Annotated in this window: 18 protein-coding genes; 13 read left to right on the top strand and 5 right to left on the bottom strand. The window is 49.3% G+C overall.

The features are described 5' to 3' along the window. Nucleotide 1: 1 nt before the first annotated feature. Together ACFQ1C_RS14100 and ACFQ1C_RS14095 are read right to left on the bottom strand one after the other, a co-directional pair. A complete protein-coding gene (locus ACFQ1C_RS14100) occupies nucleotides 2-469 on the bottom strand; it encodes an Lrp/AsnC family transcriptional regulator (RefSeq protein ID WP_379559308.1) in 468 nt (155 codons plus the stop codon). A gap of 190 nt (nucleotides 470-659) precedes the next feature. Further along, nucleotides 660-1847, bottom strand: coding sequence for a M24 family metallopeptidase (locus ACFQ1C_RS14095; RefSeq protein ID WP_379559307.1), 1188 nt, complete (start codon nucleotides 1845-1847; stop codon nucleotides 660-662). 455 nt (nucleotides 1848-2302) lie between these two features. Between ACFQ1C_RS14095 and ACFQ1C_RS14090 the strand changes: the two genes are divergently transcribed. After that, nucleotides 2303-3589, top strand: a complete 1287-nt coding sequence (locus ACFQ1C_RS14090; RefSeq protein ID WP_379559306.1) for a dicarboxylate/amino acid:cation symporter — start codon at nucleotides 2303-2305, stop codon at nucleotides 3587-3589. A gap of 737 nt (nucleotides 3590-4326) precedes the next feature. Here ACFQ1C_RS14090 and ACFQ1C_RS14085 read toward each other — a convergent pair. Continuing rightward, nucleotides 4327-4755, bottom strand: a complete 429-nt coding sequence (locus ACFQ1C_RS14085) for a PACE efflux transporter (protein ID WP_379559305.1) — start codon at nucleotides 4753-4755, stop codon at nucleotides 4327-4329. A gap of 159 nt (nucleotides 4756-4914) precedes the next feature. Next, nucleotides 4915-5823: a tRNA-modifying protein YgfZ gene (gene ygfZ / locus ACFQ1C_RS14080; protein ID WP_379559304.1), complete on the bottom strand. Its 909-nt coding sequence runs from the start codon at nucleotides 5821-5823 to the stop codon at nucleotides 4915-4917. A gap of 124 nt (nucleotides 5824-5947) precedes the next feature. On the opposite strand from ygfZ, the gene ACFQ1C_RS14075 reads away from it, so the two are divergent. Both ACFQ1C_RS14075 and ACFQ1C_RS14070 read left to right on the top strand, forming a co-directional pair. Then, a complete protein-coding gene (locus tag ACFQ1C_RS14075) occupies nucleotides 5948-6211 on the top strand; it encodes an FAD assembly factor SdhE (RefSeq protein WP_379559303.1) in 264 nt (87 codons plus the stop codon). After that, nucleotides 6180-6575 (top strand): hypothetical protein, encoded by a 396-nt coding sequence (locus tag ACFQ1C_RS14070; protein ID WP_379559302.1) that lies wholly within the window; start codon nucleotides 6180-6182, stop codon nucleotides 6573-6575. The genes ACFQ1C_RS14075 and ACFQ1C_RS14070 overlap by 32 nt, the downstream gene beginning before the upstream one ends. Before the next feature lie 175 nt (nucleotides 6576-6750). On the opposite strand, the gene nadB is transcribed toward ACFQ1C_RS14070, so the two are convergent. Continuing rightward, complete coding sequence (gene nadB / locus ACFQ1C_RS14065; protein WP_379559301.1) at nucleotides 6751-8361, bottom strand: L-aspartate oxidase; 1611 nt, start codon at nucleotides 8359-8361, stop codon at nucleotides 6751-6753. Between the two features lie 199 nt (nucleotides 8362-8560). Between nadB and rpoE the strand changes: the two genes are divergently transcribed. From rpoE to pdxJ, 10 genes are all read left to right on the top strand, one after another. Beyond that, on the top strand, nucleotides 8561-9139 hold the full coding sequence (gene rpoE, locus ACFQ1C_RS14060) for an RNA polymerase sigma factor RpoE (protein WP_379559300.1): 579 nt from the start codon (nucleotides 8561-8563) through the stop codon (nucleotides 9137-9139). 28 nt (nucleotides 9140-9167) lie between these two features. Next, nucleotides 9168-9746, top strand: coding sequence for a sigma-E factor negative regulatory protein (locus ACFQ1C_RS14055; RefSeq protein ID WP_379559412.1), 579 nt, complete (start codon nucleotides 9168-9170; stop codon nucleotides 9744-9746). Further along, nucleotides 9746-10735 (top strand): MucB/RseB C-terminal domain-containing protein, encoded by a 990-nt coding sequence (locus ACFQ1C_RS14050; RefSeq protein ID WP_379559299.1) that lies wholly within the window; start codon nucleotides 9746-9748, stop codon nucleotides 10733-10735. Before ACFQ1C_RS14055 ends, ACFQ1C_RS14050 begins: the two co-directional genes overlap by 1 nt. Before the next feature lie 229 nt (nucleotides 10736-10964). Continuing rightward, the gene (locus tag ACFQ1C_RS14045; RefSeq protein WP_379559298.1) at nucleotides 10965-11414 is read left to right on the top strand and encodes a SoxR reducing system RseC family protein; all 450 of its coding nucleotides are present in this window, start codon (nucleotides 10965-10967) and stop codon (nucleotides 11412-11414) included. A gap of 80 nt (nucleotides 11415-11494) precedes the next feature. Further along, the gene (lepA, locus tag ACFQ1C_RS14040; protein WP_379559297.1) at nucleotides 11495-13291 is read left to right on the top strand and encodes a translation elongation factor 4; all 1797 of its coding nucleotides are present in this window, start codon (nucleotides 11495-11497) and stop codon (nucleotides 13289-13291) included. Between the two features lie 2 nt (nucleotides 13292-13293). Then, nucleotides 13294-14208, top strand: a complete 915-nt coding sequence (lepB, locus tag ACFQ1C_RS14035) for a signal peptidase I (RefSeq protein WP_379559296.1) — start codon at nucleotides 13294-13296, stop codon at nucleotides 14206-14208. After that, complete coding sequence (gene rnc / locus ACFQ1C_RS14030; protein ID WP_379559295.1) at nucleotides 14208-14876, top strand: ribonuclease III; 669 nt, start codon at nucleotides 14208-14210, stop codon at nucleotides 14874-14876. Before lepB ends, rnc begins: the two co-directional genes overlap by 1 nt. Further along, the gene (era, locus tag ACFQ1C_RS14025; protein WP_379559294.1) at nucleotides 14873-15778 is read left to right on the top strand and encodes a GTPase Era; all 906 of its coding nucleotides are present in this window, start codon (nucleotides 14873-14875) and stop codon (nucleotides 15776-15778) included. The genes rnc and era overlap by 4 nt, the downstream gene beginning before the upstream one ends. After that, nucleotides 15778-16488, top strand: coding sequence for a DNA repair protein RecO (recO, locus tag ACFQ1C_RS14020; RefSeq protein ID WP_379559293.1), 711 nt, complete (start codon nucleotides 15778-15780; stop codon nucleotides 16486-16488). The genes era and recO overlap by 1 nt, the downstream gene beginning before the upstream one ends. Then, nucleotides 16481-17218, top strand: a complete 738-nt coding sequence (gene pdxJ / locus ACFQ1C_RS14015; RefSeq protein WP_379559292.1) for a pyridoxine 5'-phosphate synthase — start codon at nucleotides 16481-16483, stop codon at nucleotides 17216-17218. Before recO ends, pdxJ begins: the two co-directional genes overlap by 8 nt. The last annotated feature ends 107 nt before the right edge of the window (nucleotides 17219-17325 follow it).

Below are 17325 nucleotides of genomic sequence, written 5' to 3'. Positions count from 1 at the left end.
TTTACTCCGCACTGATCTTAGGAATAGTGGTTTGTTTGATGGTTTTGGTGACGATGTAGGTAAAGTATTTATCTATGCCGAGATCTGAGTCTAGCCAATGATCGATAAGGCGCTGATATTGGTCGATGCCATCGCACAGCACTTTAATGATGTAATCCACGCCGCCACCGGTGGCGTAGCAGTCAACCACTAGGTCGCACTCACACATGGCTTGTTCAAAGCGTTTCATGCTGCTGGCGCTGTGACTATTAAGGCTTACCTCAACCAATACTGGGGTTTGCTTGCACAGCACCTGGCTGTTAATGCGCGCACCATAACCTTCTATGATACCGGCTTGTTCTAGGCGTTTTACACGCTCCCAGCAGGGGCTGACGGATAAATTGATTGCCTCGGCAAGTCCCGACTTAGTAATGCGCCCTTGTTGCTGCAAAATCTGCAAAATCAGTATGTCGTATCGGTCTAAACGCATAAAGTGGCTGCTCCTTTCACGGCTTACGGCGCTTTTGTCGGCGAACGCTTGCCCTTGCATTTTGCCGAAGGCGAAACGATTTCAAGCATCATAGAGACTGAATATGCAGGCTAATTTGGCTATTGTCCCTTATTCCGTCTTTCTTGGCGCTGGTAGCTGGGTGCCAGGTGCTATTTTTCCCTTCCCCCGCTTATGATTTCACAAACAGCTGCCGAGGATAATTGCTAAGCGTTTCTACGCCGGTTTTAGTGATCACGATACTTTCTGTGGTTTCCATTCCCCAGTCATCTAGCCAGAGGCCGGGCATAAAATGAAAGGTCATGCCGGATTTTAAGATGGTTTGGTCGGTGTTACGTAAGCTCATGGTGCGCTCGCCCCAGTCGGGCGGATAGCTTAAACCGATGGAGTAGCCACAGCGTGCGCCTTCGCGATTAAAGCCATACTTTGCCAAGGTGGCATTGAGAGCATCGGCAATATCGGCACAGCGATTACCGGGTTTGGCAGCTGCTAAGCCTGCTTCTAAACCAGCATTAAGTGCTTCGTCTGCACGTAAAAAGTCATCGGTGGGCTGACCTAAATAAATGGTACGAGACAAAATACAGTGATAACGACGATGACAACCCGCCAATTCTAAAAAGGTACCTTCATTAAGGTTAACTGGCCGCTCGTCCCAAGTAAGGTGTGGGGCCGAGGCATCTTTGCCCGAGGGGAGCATCGGTACTATGGCGGGGTAATCACCATAGTGGCCATCATGGCCGAGCATGGCTACCCGATAAATTTCTGCCACCAGTTGGTTTTTGGGTAAGCCGGGCTCAATGATGTCGAGTGCGGTTTGGTGCATGTTTTCTACAATGCGCGCGGCAATGCGCATATAGCGCAATTCGGTTTCCGATTTTATTGAACGGCACCAATTCACTAAGGCGGTGGCGTCTACTAGCTCGGCATCGGGCAGATTATCGCGTAATGAAAAATAGGCGGTGGGGCTAAAATAATAGTTATCCATTTCCACGCCAATATTGCCATAAGCCCAGTCACGGGGCTTTAGCTCTTGGTTAGCCAGATACTCCATGGCGTGCAGCAAAGGATTCATTACATAGTAATCGGGATACCAAGTAATGTTTTCTGGCTGTAGGTAAACGGTGAGCTTAGCACCGCTAGCATCCATGTATCGCCCATACCAGAGTGGCTCTCCTGTTGGGCCGACCACCACGGCTTGAGGGGTATAAAACGACCAGCCGTCATAGCCGGTTAGCCAGGCCATGTTAGAAGGGTCATGCACGATGAGCGTTTGAATATTGTGCCGCGCCATGGCGGCTCTTACTTTCACTAAACGCTGGCGATATTCTTTGGTAGAAAAGCTGGGGAGCTGTTTTTGCATCTCTCGCCTCACTCTAGTCGGTATTCGAGGCCCAACCCCAGCCCACCACGGTAGGCAGAGGCGATAATATTTGGTAGTGGTGGCGGTTGAGTCTTAATGCCCAAGTGAAACCACTCTTTATTCAGCATAGCAACGAACAGGATCTGTGCTGCAGAAATTGTTGCTGCGCATCTTTGGCGATCGTTACCGATGGCAGCGCAGACCGTAGACCTAAGCCTATCGGCCATTCAAAAATGTAAATAAATGGTATTTTTACTCCATTACGGACTCAGTTTTACCTAACCTTTTTCATTTTTTTGTGAACTAGATCACGAAGTGGTCGTTCGTGGTAGAGGTCGGGTTGCTGAACTGTATTTTAAATGTAAAATCCTGCCTCTAGTTAAATAGCCAGTTTACTTTGCTGTCTAAGTAATAAACCGCAGTTCAATCGTTTTGGTTTTGTTGAGGATTACACCATGAAAGGATCGCTCTCCACCCGTATCTTCGCCGGCTTGTTTGTCGGCTTGGTGATCGGCAGCATGATTCAGTATCTTTTTGCTGATGTTGCATTTTTAAATAACAACATTGTGGGGCTGGCCGAGGGGTTGGGAGGCATGTTTGTGTCGCTCATCAAACTGATGGTCGTTCCCTTGGTGTATATCTCGATTGTGACCGGCATTTGTGAGCTGCGAGATATTGCCAGCTTCGGCCGCTTGGGCAGCAAGACCTTTGGTCTTTATATCGTGAATACCATATTGTCGATTGCCGCCGCCATTCTGGTTGGGGTGATTTTTCAGCCGGGCATGGGTGCGACCTTACCGAACGGTGCTTCTACTACCGTGGAATTAGCCACCACTGAAACGCCTAACATCGGCGCCATGCTTATTAACATAGTGCCTAGCAATCCTGTGCAGGCCTTTGCTTCTGGCGATATGCTGCAAATTATCTTTATGGCCATTATTACCGGCTTGGCGATTCAAGCGATGGGCAGCGCTGCGGCACCCGCCATGCGCACCTTCCGCGTAGCTAATCAGGTGATGATGAAGCTAGTAGGCTTGGTAATGACGCTGGCGCCTTATGGTGTGTTTGCGTTGATGATTAGTCTCGGCGCAACGCTTGAGGCCAACACCCTCATGTCGGTGGCTGGTTACGTTGGTTTAGTGGTGATGGTACTCACCTTCTGGATTTTAGTGGTGTATCCAATGGCGGTGTGGCTGACTACGGGCATTAAGCCTAAGATGTTCCGCCAAGCAACCCGCGAACAGTTACTGTTCTCGCTATCTACCGCCAGCTCTAACGCCACTATTCCGGTTACCATGCGCACCCTAACTGAAAAACTGGGCGTATCTAGAGCCATTGCCGGTTTTGGTGTGCCACTGGGTGCCACCATTAATATGTCTGGCTCAGCCATTTATATTACGCTGGCCGCCATGTTTGCCGCCAACATTTCTGGTACGCCAATTCCTGCGGGCGACCTAATCACCGTTGGCGTCACTGTATTGTTGATGTCGGTGGGTGTAGGTGGTGTACCCGGTGGTGCGGTAGTGATGGCTGGTGTGCTGTTGCATCAAATGGGCCTGCCCATTGAAGCTATGGCCATTATTATGGCGGTAGACCGTATTAACGATATGTTCTGTACTGCGTCTAACGTGGTGGGTGATACCGCGGTAAATACCATAGTGGCGAAGATGGAAGGTAATCCAGAACCCGTCACCGAGGAAGAGCATCTAGCCGCTTCCACCGTGGAAGAGCAACGCTCTTAATATAAATTACGAGTATTAGCTATTAAAACGGCCCTTCGCAGGGCCGTTTTTTTTATGTTTAATATTGGCAGCTCAAAGGTGAAGAGTTATACCAATCGCACTAAATAAGTAGTCTGCTTTTACTTCCTATAAAGGTCGGATAAACGGCCTACTCCACCGACACGCTGCAAGTACCTCCCTGTAACGCTCAAACACATGACATCCTTGTCATGTGATGGTCGGTGGAGCAGTGCCCTTCATCCTCTCCTATATTTCGCAGGTGACTGATGACGATGCTCACAGACAACTCGATGCCCCCTCTAACACTCCAAGCTTTAAAATAGATCAAATATTTAGTGAGATTGGTATTAAAAAAATCTTAAAGACTTCTTTGCCACGGAATACGCGGAACCCACGGAAAAATTAAGGTGAGGTAAGGTCGAAAAACCCTGAGGGGTTAAGATCTTATTAAAAGCAGCGCTCAGTAGAACAAATGACGTTGGGTTTTGTAGGCTGTCGCTTTAGCTGACAGTCCCGTCTCAGCGGGATGTTAAGGGGGAGTGTTATGTATTCTTCCCTATCCCTTCAAACCAGTCGCCTACCAAACACGTCTCGGCTGCTGGGCTAGCCGGAGGCCTTGCTCTTACCCTGTAAATGTCGCTCTTAAATCTAAGCTTAATTTTTCCGTATTCTTCAGTGGCAAAGAGTATTTAAGTCTTGGGTGTTGGCTTTGGTTATGCTCACCCCTCTCGGTCTTTTCAAGAAAGCTGCGCAGGCTCAGGAACCGGAAACACTTTGTCGTAAATAAGGTTATAAACAAAAGCATAGACGAGATAGAAAACCGACATCGCCATGCCCATGGTAAAGGCGTCCCATAAGCTTATCGCTAGATACCAAGCGATTATCGGCAAGAAGAACAGCAACAAGCCCCCCTCAAATAAGCAGGCATGAAACACTCTAATTAAGGTGGTTTTACGCACACTGCCACGTAGTCTTAACATGGCGTGATCGAACAGTAAGTTATAAATATAGTTCCACACGGTAGCGACAATAGAGCCGACCACGGCCATGGTGCCCATTTCAAACATGTTGTAGCCAAAGGCCACGGTAGCTAAAGGGGCAAAGATTAACAGACCGATAATTTCAAACCCTAGGGTATGACGAATACGGTCACCAGTAGTGCGCATGTTAACTCCTCTTTTTAGTCGTAGGCTCACCGTTATTAGGCACGGGGTTGCGTACAAAATATTGTAGTTGATTGTGGAGGGTTAAAAATCAGCTAAAGGCAGGCTTGAGTGCAGCCTAGCTTAGACAGCACTCAAGCTAATTGTGCATTGTGGTAAATGTTAATCTATTAGATCGTAGGGCAGTGCCTGTAGGGCAAGGCGGCTATCGTCTTGTCCCTTAATTCTGAATACGGCATCTGGCTCTAGATTTTTATTTAATACCGAGGTGACCAAACACTCACCGTTTTTTTGGTAAATGCTTAACACAGTACCTGCTCGGCGCCAGTTATCACCCAGTTGTAATTCAATATCTTGGTTGATAGTAATTGGCTGATCACTGTTACCCGCCAGTATAAACATGGCCTTTTTATTGGCTCCTCGATATTTAGCGCGGGCGACGGTTTCTTGCCCCAAGTAGCACCCTTTGGTAAAGCTGATACCGTTTAATGCCTGAAGATTCAGCATCTGCGGAATATACTCGCCTTGATGCGGTTGGCTCATGTCTGGCATGCCGGCTTGAATCATCAACCCTTGCCATTCTTGCTCATCGCCGTGCGGTAACTCAGGTGCAGCGCTCTCTTTGGGAAGCAGCAACAGCGCATGCTCGGCGGCCACGGGAATGACCACACCGCCATCTGGCGTTAGATTATCGGAGCCATCAAGCTGTTCATTAAGCCATTGAGACAGGCCCTCACCAGCCAAACCAAATACCTGCCATTTTTCGCTGGTGTCTGCTACCTCGGCCTTGGCGAACACGGCGAATTTTTTCAGCTCGGGAAGCTGGCGCTCAACTAAGCTGTGGTTAAGGATTAAGACTAACTGTTCGTCTAGGCTTGCGAGCCAAAAAGAGGCCCACAGTCGGCCCTTACTGTCGCAGTGAGCCCCTAAGCTGGCATCACCTAGTTTAAGCTGCTCTACATCACAGGTTACCTGACCTTGCAGGTATTTGGCTCGGTCTTCACCGGTTAGGCTGATAACGGCTCTATCGCTAAGCGGATAAAGTACGGGAGAAGAAGAAAGAGTCAACACGGGCGCTCCCCTTAATGGTGGTCAATTAGTTAAGTGTGACCTTCATGGTAAAGATGGCCAACACATTTGTCAGTACTCATTGGACCTTATACTATGGGCTTTGTCTTATTTTTTGGATACCTCCATGCTCAATTCCTCTGATAAACCTCGTCTGATTTGGGCTTGCCGCCGTGGCATGCTTGAGCTGGACGTTATTTTAGGCCCCTTTGTTGAACACGAATATGATGGATTAACCGACGAGCATAAAGTTGTATTTAAGCGCTTTTTGGAAAGCGATGATCCCGATTTATTTGCCTGGCTAATGGGTCATCAGCAGTCTAAAGACGCTGACTTTCAGGCGATGGTGGAATATATTCTTGAGCGTAACCAGATTCGCAATCAGCGCTAAAGCTTCTCGATTACATGGCTGTTATTTACTGGCGGCGGCAAGCTTGTGGTGGCTGCCCGCCAGTTTATTACTCAGTGTAGATATGCTTATTTGGTTTACGCCGGTTTGGCTGCTGGTGTCGTTATTGTTGTGGCATCACAGTGGCAGTTATCGACTGCAGGGTGAATATAACCAAGGGGTGCTCAGCCTTAATGGGCGCAGCGGGGTGCTATCAACAAAAAGCCGAGCAGGGCCCGGCTTCTTGTTATTAGTATTAGACGGAGATGCGTGGCCACCGTTCTGGCTGTTTCAAGATGCGGTACCCGATGAGATATTTCGCCGTTTATCCCAACGCGTATTGCTGGCAGAAAAGCCTAAGCTATAGCGCCTAGCACCAAGCTAAACACCACTCCATTTTTGCGTCATTCTGACGAAAGTCAGGATCTTGGGTTGAGGTGTTGCATAGGCTACTGCAGATACCGGGGCAAGCCCGGTAAGACGGCACAAGAACAGCGTGTTGTTTGAGCTCGGCGCTGGGTGTTTGGCGCCGAGCGCTGCTTTTAAGGTTTTAAAATCGTTGGCTTTGGGTTGTCCTGTTGTTCGGGATAATCCAGGGTGTAATGCAAGCCGCGGGATTCTTTGCGCTCCATGGCCGAGCGTACGATAAGTTCAGCCACTTGCACCAGATTACGCAATTCAAGCAAGTTGTTGCTAACGCGAAAATTGGCGTAATACTCCTGAATTTCTTGCTGCAGCAAGTCGATGCGCCGTTTAGCGCGCTCTAGCCGTTTGTTAGAGCGTACGATGCCCACGTAATCCCACATAAATAACCGCAATTCATGCCAGTTATGATGGATCACCACTTCTTCATCGGAGTTTTCTACTTGGCTTTCATCCCACAGCGGTAATATCGGTGGTTCGGGCGTGGTACTAAGCTTGGCTAATATGTCTTGCCCTGCGGCGCGAGCAAACACAATACACTCTAACAACGAGTTAGAGGCCATGCGGTTCGCGCCGTGTAAACCGGTATAAGAAACCTCGCCAATTGCATATAAACCGCCAATGTCGGTTTGGCCTTTGTCATCAACCATGACGCCGCCACAGGTGTAGTGTGCGGCAGGTACCACGGGCATAGCTTGGCGAGTAATGTCGATGCCCACTTTAAGACAGCGTTCATAAATAGTAGGAAAATGCCTAATGATAAAGTCGGCGTCTTTATGACTAATATCCAGAAACATGCATTCTGCCCCAAGGCGCTTCATTTCATGGTCGATGGCACGGGCGACAATATCGCGGGGGGCAAGCTCGGCACGCGCGTCATATTCGGGCATAAAACGACTGCCGTCGGGGCGTTTAAGTACCGCACCTTCGCCGCGCAAGGCTTCTGTTAATAAGAAGTTGTTATCGTCTGGATGAAACAAACTGGTGGGATGAAACTGATTAAATTCCATGTTGGCCACCCGACAACCGGCACGCCATGCCATGGCAATGCCATCGCCAGAGCTAACGTCTGGGTTTGACGTGTACTGATAGACCTTAGATGCGCCGCCGGTGGCCATGGCAATAAAGCGTGCGCGCACGGTTTCTACCCGCTCTTTATCGCGGTTCCACACATAGGCGCCCAACACTCGATTCTTAGAGAAATGGCCGGGTAGCCCAAGCTTGGTGCTGGTAATTAAATCCAGCGCATTTACCCGTTCTAGAATATGAATGTTAGGATGTTGCTGCACTCGCTCATTTAAGGTGAGTTGCACGGCGCGGCCGGTGGCATCGGCGGCATGAAAGATACGCCGATGGCTATGGCCACCTTCTTGAGTGAGATGATAACAAGACTCACCTTGGGGGGAATCTTCGGTATCGAAGGGCACGCCTTGGCCAATGAGCCATTGTATGGCATCAGGTGCTTGGCGAGCGGTGAACTCAACGACGGCTGGGTCGCACAAACCCGCGCCAGAGACTAAGGTGTCAGCAACATGAGATTCTATGCTGTCGGTTTTATCGAAAACAGCGGCAATGCCACCTTGAGCGTAGAAGGTTGAACCTTCTGCGAGGGGGCCTTTACTAAGAACATGAACATTGGCGTGATCGGCCAGCTTCAATGCCAGAGACAGCCCAGCGGCACCACTGCCAATGATGAGTACGTCGCAAAGGTATTCAACGGGATCCTTCATAAAGTATCATTGGCTCTAATGGATAGTTTTTATATGTTATCCCAAGCAGGCAGCTGGTGCAGCCTGAATCAGCCTTTTCAAATGAGAAATGAGATTAAAACTTTTCAGAACTTTTGTCCGCATCCATAGTCTACATAGGTGCGCTTATTACGGGCTGATGTATTAATACATCGGATTATTCGGAGGCTACGCGGCTCGCATGAGCGATAATTTAACAGACCAGCAGCTGGTTGAACGGGTACAGCGTGGCGATAAAAACGCATACAACCTGCTGGTAAAAAAATATCAGCATAAAGTAGCGAACCTAGTGTCTCGATACGTGTCCAATCCAGGAGATGTACCTGATGTGACGCAGGAGGCTTTTATTAAAGCGTATCGGGCGTTGCCCGGATTTCGCGGTGAAAGTGCTTTTTATACCTGGTTATATCGGATTACGGTAAATACCGCGAAAAATTACCTGGTCGCGTTACGTAGGAGGCCACCAGGCCGAGATGTAGAAGTTGAAGATGCAGAATATTATGACGGTGGTGGCGGATTACGAGATCAGGCCACACCAGAACGACTCATGTTATCGGAAGAGATCAAGCGTGCAGTGTTCGACACTATAGAGACACTGCCGGAAGATCTTCGAACGGCGATAACCTTGCGAGAGCTGGAAGGGATGAGCTATGAGGATATTGCAAACGTGATGGATTGTCCGGTGGGAACAGTTCGCTCTCGTATTTTTCGAGCACGCGAAGCAATAGACAAGCGAGTCCAGCCGTTACTTCAGGGTTGAACAGGGAATAATTGTTATGGCAAACGTTATAGCGAATAAAGAATATATTTCGGCATTGGTCGACGGAGAAATCCAAGACCGTGTCTTGCTTGAGCAACTCAGCAATGAGCAAGAGTTAGCCGATACCTTTGGTCGTTACCATCTTTATGGTGATGCGCTACGCAACGACTTACCCAGTCATTTGCAGCTAGACTTAAGCGATAGAATTGCGGCGGCCTTAGCTGACGAACCTGCTATGGTAGCGCCACCTATTGCATTGCAGCCCACTGCGGACGTTGCTAATGCTAACGAAAGCTCTAACAACATAGTGCGACCGCGCTTTGGTCGAGTGTCTCCGATGTTGCGTTATATCGGGCAATTTGCGGTGGCAGCTTCTGTGTCGGCGGCGGTTATTGTTGGCGTGCAGCAATATAGCCAAAACGACTTACAATCGCCGGTGCTAAATACCATTCCGCTGAATGGTGGCGCTGCTCCTGTTAGTTTGAATTATCAGATGGAATCGCGTCAGCCAGCGAATGAACAAGCGCTGTTAGAACAACAGCGACGCATTCACGAGCTGCTAATGGACCATGAGCTGCAGCAGCGACTGCGTCAAAACGAAAGGTAATGGTTTTGAGAATACAGGGGCTGCGTGCCGTTATTCTGATAATGGCTTGGGCGTTGCCCAGTGTCGTTATGGCTGAGCAAGAGTCAGCAAAGGTTGTGCTGCAACGTATGCAGCAAGCTTATCAGCAACTTAACTTTGAGCTCACGTTAATTGAATTTAGCCAAGGTCTACTTGAGCCAAAACGGCTAACTCGGGGCCACCTAGACGGCGAAGTGCTTACTCACCTCACCCATCTTAATGGGCGACCCCGTGAGTTTGTGCAGCGTAATGATGAAACCAGCTTCTTTGATGCCAGTCACAGCGGCTATACCTTAAAAAACGCCAACCTACCTGGGCTTTTCTATCGCTTACAACAGGTTTCACTCACACCTATATTAGAGCACTACGATGCGGTGCTAGCTGGGCGCAGCCGAGTATTGGGCAAGGTTGCCCAAGTGGTGCGACTGGCACCTAAAGCGCCTGGTTACTATGGGTATGTATTATGGCTGGATCAAGAAAGCGGCTTGCTGGTTAAACTAGACACGCTCACTCAAGAGGGCAGTATGGTAGAGCAGAGTATGGGAGTGGCACTAAAAATTAGTGATCAACCCAGCTCGCTGGTCAGTGAATTAAAAAGCGCCACCTTGCCGCCTGCCATGTCGGTGTCTGATGTGTATCCAACGTTACCGCAACCTCTGCCTTGGCAAGTGGGTTGGTTACCGGCAGGGTTTACGCTGCGCTCGCAAGATACTCATAAACTTCCCGTTACCGAGCAGCCTGTTGATTATTTAATGTTGTCTAACGGCCTCGTTGATGTGTCTGTGTACATGGCGAAGGCGGGGCGAAATACCGATATGAATCGGCCATTGATTCGGCAAGGAGCCACCCATTTACTGAGCGTGGTAAATGCATCACAAATTGAAATTACTGTGGTGGGGGCCATTCCTGCCGAGACCGCGCGCCAAATAGCAGAGTCCGTTATCCATGACAGTACCGGAAAAACACCGTGAAGAGTAAAGGGTGAAGTACAAAGCTTGAAGCCGTAAACTATAAGCGGTCAGTTAAAGATAAGCCCGTAGGGTAACCAAAATGGCCGAATGAATTCGACCCACAAAACGCCCTCGACAAGAGAGGCTGTTAGCTTTTAACGTACAGCTGACGGCGTAGGACGTACAACGGCTTTGGTTTTACGTCCCACAGCTCTCCCCTTACTCCTCACAATTAATAGTGGATAAAATCATGATTGAAGAGGTTGCGACCGTATCAGCGTTATACGACGGTGGCGTAGAAGTAGTGTGCTTTAGTAAGTCGGCCTGCGGCCAGTGTAAGCAAAACAGCCAGTGCGGCACCGGCATTGTGTCTAAGGCGCTGCCGGGCCGTGATCATCGATTTATTATTGCCACCGACTTACCATTAACGATTAATCAGCAGGTGCGTATTGGCATTCCCGAGCACAGCTTAATTGGCAGTGCCCTGCTGGTTTATTTATTGCCATTGCTGTTATTACTGGGCGGCGCCTTGCTGGCCAGTGCTGGGTTTGGCATGGGTGATGGCGGAACGCTAGCTGGCGCAGCTGTTGGAGGCTTTATTGGGTTTGTACTGGCATCACGTTGGGCCAAAGGTAATAACCGCTTGCAGACCGAGCCCGTCATTATTTCTTCCATACTGTCGGTAACCAATATCGACTAAGGATTGGCCACGGTAGGGCTAATCCAGTAGAATCCTGCCTTTGACTCTCGCTTTTCAGACTACGGACTCCTTATTGCATCATGAAGCATATTCGTAACTTTTCCGTCATCGCTCACATAGACCACGGCAAGTCCACCCTGTCCGATCGCTTGATCCAGGTATGTGGCGGCCTATCTGACCGTGAAATGCAGCAGCAAGTGCTCGATTCTATGGATCTGGAGCGCGAGCGAGGTATTACCATTAAAGCTCAGAGCGTAACCCTGGATTACCAGGCTGACGATGGCGAAATATACCAGCTCAACTTTATCGATACTCCAGGGCATGTGGACTTTTCTTATGAAGTTTCTCGCTCTTTAGCCGCCTGTGAAGGTGCTTTGTTAGTAGTGGATGCAGGGCAGGGGGTTGAAGCACAGACGCTGGCCAACTGTTACACCGCGCTAGACATGGATCTAGAAGTGGTTCCTATCCTTAACAAAATTGACTTACCGCAAGCCGAACCCGAGCGGGTGGCTGAAGAAATTGAAAACATCGTGGGTATCGATGCTATGGACGCGGTGCGCTGCTCGGCGAAAACCGGCGTGGGTATCGATGAAGTACTCGAAAGGATCGTCAAACAAATTCCCCCGCCAGAAGGCAACCCAGAAGGCCCATTACAGGCGCTGATTATCGATTCTTGGTTTGACGCTTATTTGGGCGTCGTGTCTTTGGTGCGCATCAAGAACGGCAACCTGAAGAAGAATGACAAAATTAAGGTGATGAGCACCGGCCAAGTATGGGGCGTGGATCGCATTGGTATTTTCACACCTAAGCAGAAAGATACCGACGGCCTAAACTGTGGTGAAGTTGGCTGGGTGGTGTGTGGTATTAAAGAAATTCATGGTGCCCCTGTGGGTGATACGTTAACTCACGCGAAGCATGGCGCTGACTCTGCCTTACCTGGTTTTCAGAAAGTAAAACCGCAGGTGTATGCAGGCTTGTTCCCTATTTCTGCCGATGATTACGAAGCCTTCCGTAACGCGCTAGATAAACTATCGCTTAACGATGCGTCTTTGTTCTATGAGCCAGAAACGTCTAATGCATTGGGCTTTGGTTTCCGTTGCGGTTTCTTAGGCTTGTTGCACATGGAGATCATTCAAGAGCGTTTAGAGCGCGAATATGATCTGGACCTGATTACCACCGCACCCACAGTTGTGTATGAAATCGTGCAGACCGATGGCAGCATCATTCATATTTCTAGCCCATCGAATATGCCCGCGCTCAACAATATCGAAGAGCTACGCGAGCCCATTGCCGAATGTAATATTTTGGTGCCCCAAGAATACTTGGGCAACGTGATCACCCTGTGTATCGAAAAACGCGGTATGCAAACTAATATGGTGTATCACGGCAATCAAGTGGCACTCAGCTACGATATTCCCATGGCCGAAGTGGTGCTCGACTTCTTTGACCGTCTTAAGTCGTGCAGTAAGGGTTATGCATCATTAGATTACGGGTTTAGCCGGTTTGAAGCGGCCGACATGGTGCGATTGGATATTATGATCAACGGCGATCGTGTTGATGCCTTGGCCGTTATTACCCATAAAGAAAATGCCTTGTACCGTGGTCGCCTGTTGGTAGACAAAATGCGTGAGCTTATTCCGCGCCAGATGTTTGATATTGCCATTCAGGCTTCCATTGGTAGTCAGATTATTTCGCGCAGCACAGTAAAAGCGCTACGCAAAGACGTAACCGCTAAGTGTTATGGCGGCGACGTTAGCCGTAAGAAAAAGCTGCTGTCTAAGCAGAAAGAAGGTAAAAAACGCATGAAGTCACTAGGGCGGGTAGACATACCACAAGACGCTTTCTTGGCCATTCTTCACGTAGGAAAGGATAAGTAATTATGGCAAGTAATTTTGCCTTGATTTTAGTGTTGATCACGCTAGTGAGTGGCATTATTTGGGCTTGCGATAAATGGCTTTGGGCTCCCGCTCGGGCACGTAAAATTGCCGAGGCACAAGTTGCCCATGGTAATAAAGTGGACCAAGCGGCGCTGGCGCGTGCAGCTAGAGTGCCTGGTTGGATTGAACAGGCACGCTCTATCTTTCCGGTAATCGCCGTGGTGTTGGTGCTGCGCTCTTTTATTTACGAGCCGTTTCAAATTCCTTCCGGATCCATGATGCCGACCTTGCTGGTTGGTGACTTTATTTTGGTAGAGAAGTTTGCCTACGGCTTAAAAGAGCCGGTGGGCAATACTACTTTGATCCCAACCGGTCAGCCTAAACGTGGCGATGTGGTGGTATTTAAATACCCAGAAGACACCCGTATCGACTACATTAAACGCGTGATTGGTTTGCCTGGGGATCGTGTTATTTACCAAGACAAGCAGCTGTTTGTTCAGCCGGCTTGTGATGGGGAAGTTTGCCCCGATGTTGCTGCTGTAGAATTAAGCCCTGCACAACAGGGTGAATTTTATCAGATGGGCATTGAGTTAGAACGCAGCCATGAAAGCTTAACCGAGCGGTCGCATGATATTTTGCGCAACCCCATGCTGCCAGACCGGGTGTCCATGTATTACCGACAGCCTAATACGGCACTAAATGAGTGGGTGGTTCCTGCCGGTCACTACTTTACGATGGGCGATAATCGAGACAACAGCACCGACAGTCGGTTCTGGGGTTTTGTGCCGGAAGAAAATTTAGTGGGTAAGGCCGTGGCTATTTGGATTAGCTTTGAATTTGAACGTAACGCCGACAGCTGGTTACCTGCTTGGGTGCCCAGTAATGTCCGTTTTAGCCGCATAGGCGCAATTCGTTAATGAAAAAACTGAATATTTTACAAAAAAAACTGGGATACACCTTTAACGACGAAGCCATGCTGGTGCGCGCACTTACGCACAGAAGTGCCGGTTCGCGTCATAATGAGCGACTGGAGTTTTTGGGTGACTCGCTGTTGAGTATGGTGATTGCCGATGCACTTTTTCACCGTTTTCCTAAGGTGAACGAAGGTGACATGTCACGCATGCGCGCCACTTTAGTGCGAGAAAAGACCTTGGCCGAACTGGCTCGGGAATTTGAACTGGGTGAGTATTTGATCTTGGGCCCAGGTGAGCTAAAAAGTGGTGGTTTTCGACGCGAGTCCATTCTGGCCGATGCGGTAGAGGCACTGATTGGTGCCGCATATCTGGATACCAATATTGAGCAGATGCAAACCATGTTGCTGGGTTGGTATGAGGATCGGCTGAATGCCATTCAACCAGGTATCGATCAAAAAGATCCTAAAACACGGCTGCAAGAACTGTTGCAAGGCCAGCGAAAACCACTGCCAACCTACACGGTAGTGAATGTGGTGGGTGAAGCTCACAATCAAAATTTTACTGTGCATTGCCAGATAGAAGGCGTGCCAGAACCTGTTGTTGGTATTGGCACTAGTCGGCGTAAGGCCGAGCAGTCTGCCGCCGAACATGCCTTGGAAGTATTGCTATGACAGCTGAAGAACAAACTTATTGTGGCTTTATTGCCATTGTTGGCCGCCCGAACGTCGGTAAATCGACCTTGATTAACCACTTATTGGGGCAAAAGGTCAGTATTACCTCGCGTAAGCCACAAACCACGCGCCACCGTATTATGGGCATTGATACCGAAGGTGCGTATCAAGCTATTTATGTGGATACGCCTGGGCTGCACATCGAAGAGAAACGGGCTATTAACCGTTTGATGAATCGCGCGGCATCGAGTTCGCTCGGTGATGTAGAAATGGTGATCTTCATGGTAGAAGGCACCAAGTGGACTGACGACGACGAAATGGTGGTAAATAAACTGCGTCGTATGGACTGTCCTGTCGTGCTAGCTATCAATAAAATTGATAACGTTGAGAGCAAAGAAGAGCTATTGCCGCACATGCAGTGGTTGGCTACAAAAATGGATTTTGCCGATATCGTGCCTATTTCTGCGGAAAAAGGAACCAATGTGGACACGCTTGCCAAGCTGGCTCGTGCCCGTTTGAAGCCGTCTCTGCACTATTTTCCTGATGATTATATTACCGATCGTTCGTCACGCTTTATGGCGGCAGAAATTATTCGCGAAAAGCTTATGCGCTTTACGGGAGACGAGCTTCCTTATTCGGTGACGGTAGAAATTGAACGTTATCAGGTAGATGAAAAAGGCATCGTACATATTAACGGGCTGATCCTGGTTGAACGTACTGGGCAAAAGCGTATGGTGATCGGCAATAAGGGTGCAAAGCTAAAAGTGATTGGCACCGAAGCGCGGCTGGATATCGAACGTTTACTCGAGCAAAAAGTGTTTCTTGAGCTATGGGTAAAGGTTAAATCCGGTTGGGCTGATGATGAACGGGCCCTACGTAGTCTGGGGTATGGTGACGATTGATGACGGCGCACGCCGCCTTCGTTATTCATAGTCGCCCCTATCGAGAAACCAGCCAGCTGGTTGAGGTATTTACTCGAGAACAGGGGCGACAAAGTCTGATTGCCAAAGGGAGTCGCCGACCGCGCTCTATGCTTAAAGGGCTGTTACAGCCCTTTGTGCCTTTGGATGTCACCTTTGCCGGTAAGGGGGAGTTAAAAACCTTACACCGAGCAGAAGCTACCGCCCCCGCCATTCATCTTACGGGTACGGCCCTTTATAGCGGCTTATATCTTAACGAACTCATTTTTTATCTGCTAGAAACTCACACCCCCTTCGATGAGGTATTTGATGCCTATCGCCAGACGCTGACAAGTTTAGCGAATGGTGGCGGAATTGAACCTTGTCTGCGTCATTTTGAGTTTTATATGTTAAATATATTGGGCTATGGCGTGGACTTCACCGTGGATGCTCATAGTGGACTGGCCATTGACCCCGATGCTTGGTATCAATATCAGCCGGAGTCTGGCTTTATTCAGCTGGCTAAGCCTGAACCGGGTGCTTACCCCGGAGAACATCTTTATGCGCTGGCCGAACTCGAATTAACCCGAACCGATGTATTGGTGTCGGCCAAACGCTTTAGTCGTCAGGCTCTGGCGCCTTATTTGGGCGGCAGAGTTTTGCGCAGTCGCGCCCTGTTTATCAAAGGAAAGAGAGGAAGTCGCAGTGAGTGAATTGTATTTAGGCGTAAATATCGATCATATTGCCACTTTACGTAATGCCAGAGGCACCAGCTACCCGGATCCCGTACATGCGGCGGCCTTAGCTGAGCAAGCGGGAGCCGACGGCATTACCGTACACTTGCGTGAAGATCGACGTCACATTATTGACCGCGACGTTGAAATATTAAGCCAAACCATTGAAACCCGCATGAACCTTGAAATGGCGGTGACCGATGAAATGCTTGATATTGCCTGTCGTATTAAGCCGGCGTTTGTATGCTTGGTACCAGAAAAACGCGAAGAAGTGACCACCGAAGGTGGCCTCGATGTGGCGGGCCAGCTCGACAAGGTCACTGCAGCTGTTGCACGGCTCACCGAGGCGGGTATTAAGGTGTCTTTATTCATCGACGCCGACCGCGCACAAATTGATGCGGTAGTGGCCACCGGTGCACCTTATATTGAGATACACACCGGCCACTATGCCAATGCGCCCTGCGAAGCCGAACGCAACGCCGAGCTAAAGCGCATTGCCGCGTCGGCGTCTTACGCCCACGACGCCGGCTTAAAGGTGAATGGGGGCCATGGCCTGCATTATCATAATGTGAAGCCGATTGCCGCCATTCCCGAGATGCTAGAACTTAATATTGGCCATGCCATTATTGCCCGCGCCGCCTTCGACGGACTAGAAAAAGCCATCCGCGACATGAAGAGCCTAATGCGCGAAGCCCGCCAAGGGGTCTAGTGACCGCTGTAAGCGGTCAGCTATAAGCTAAACATTAGAAATAAACCAAAACACCGAGCCTAGGCTCGGTGTTTTTTTTCGTCACACTGACGCATGTCAGGATCTCA

This window comes from Oceanisphaera ostreae (assembly GCF_042676125.1).
In the GTDB taxonomy this organism is placed as follows: Bacteria; Pseudomonadota; Gammaproteobacteria; order Enterobacterales; family Aeromonadaceae; genus Oceanimonas; species Oceanimonas ostreae.
This window is presented reverse-complemented; position numbering and strand designations above follow the sequence as displayed.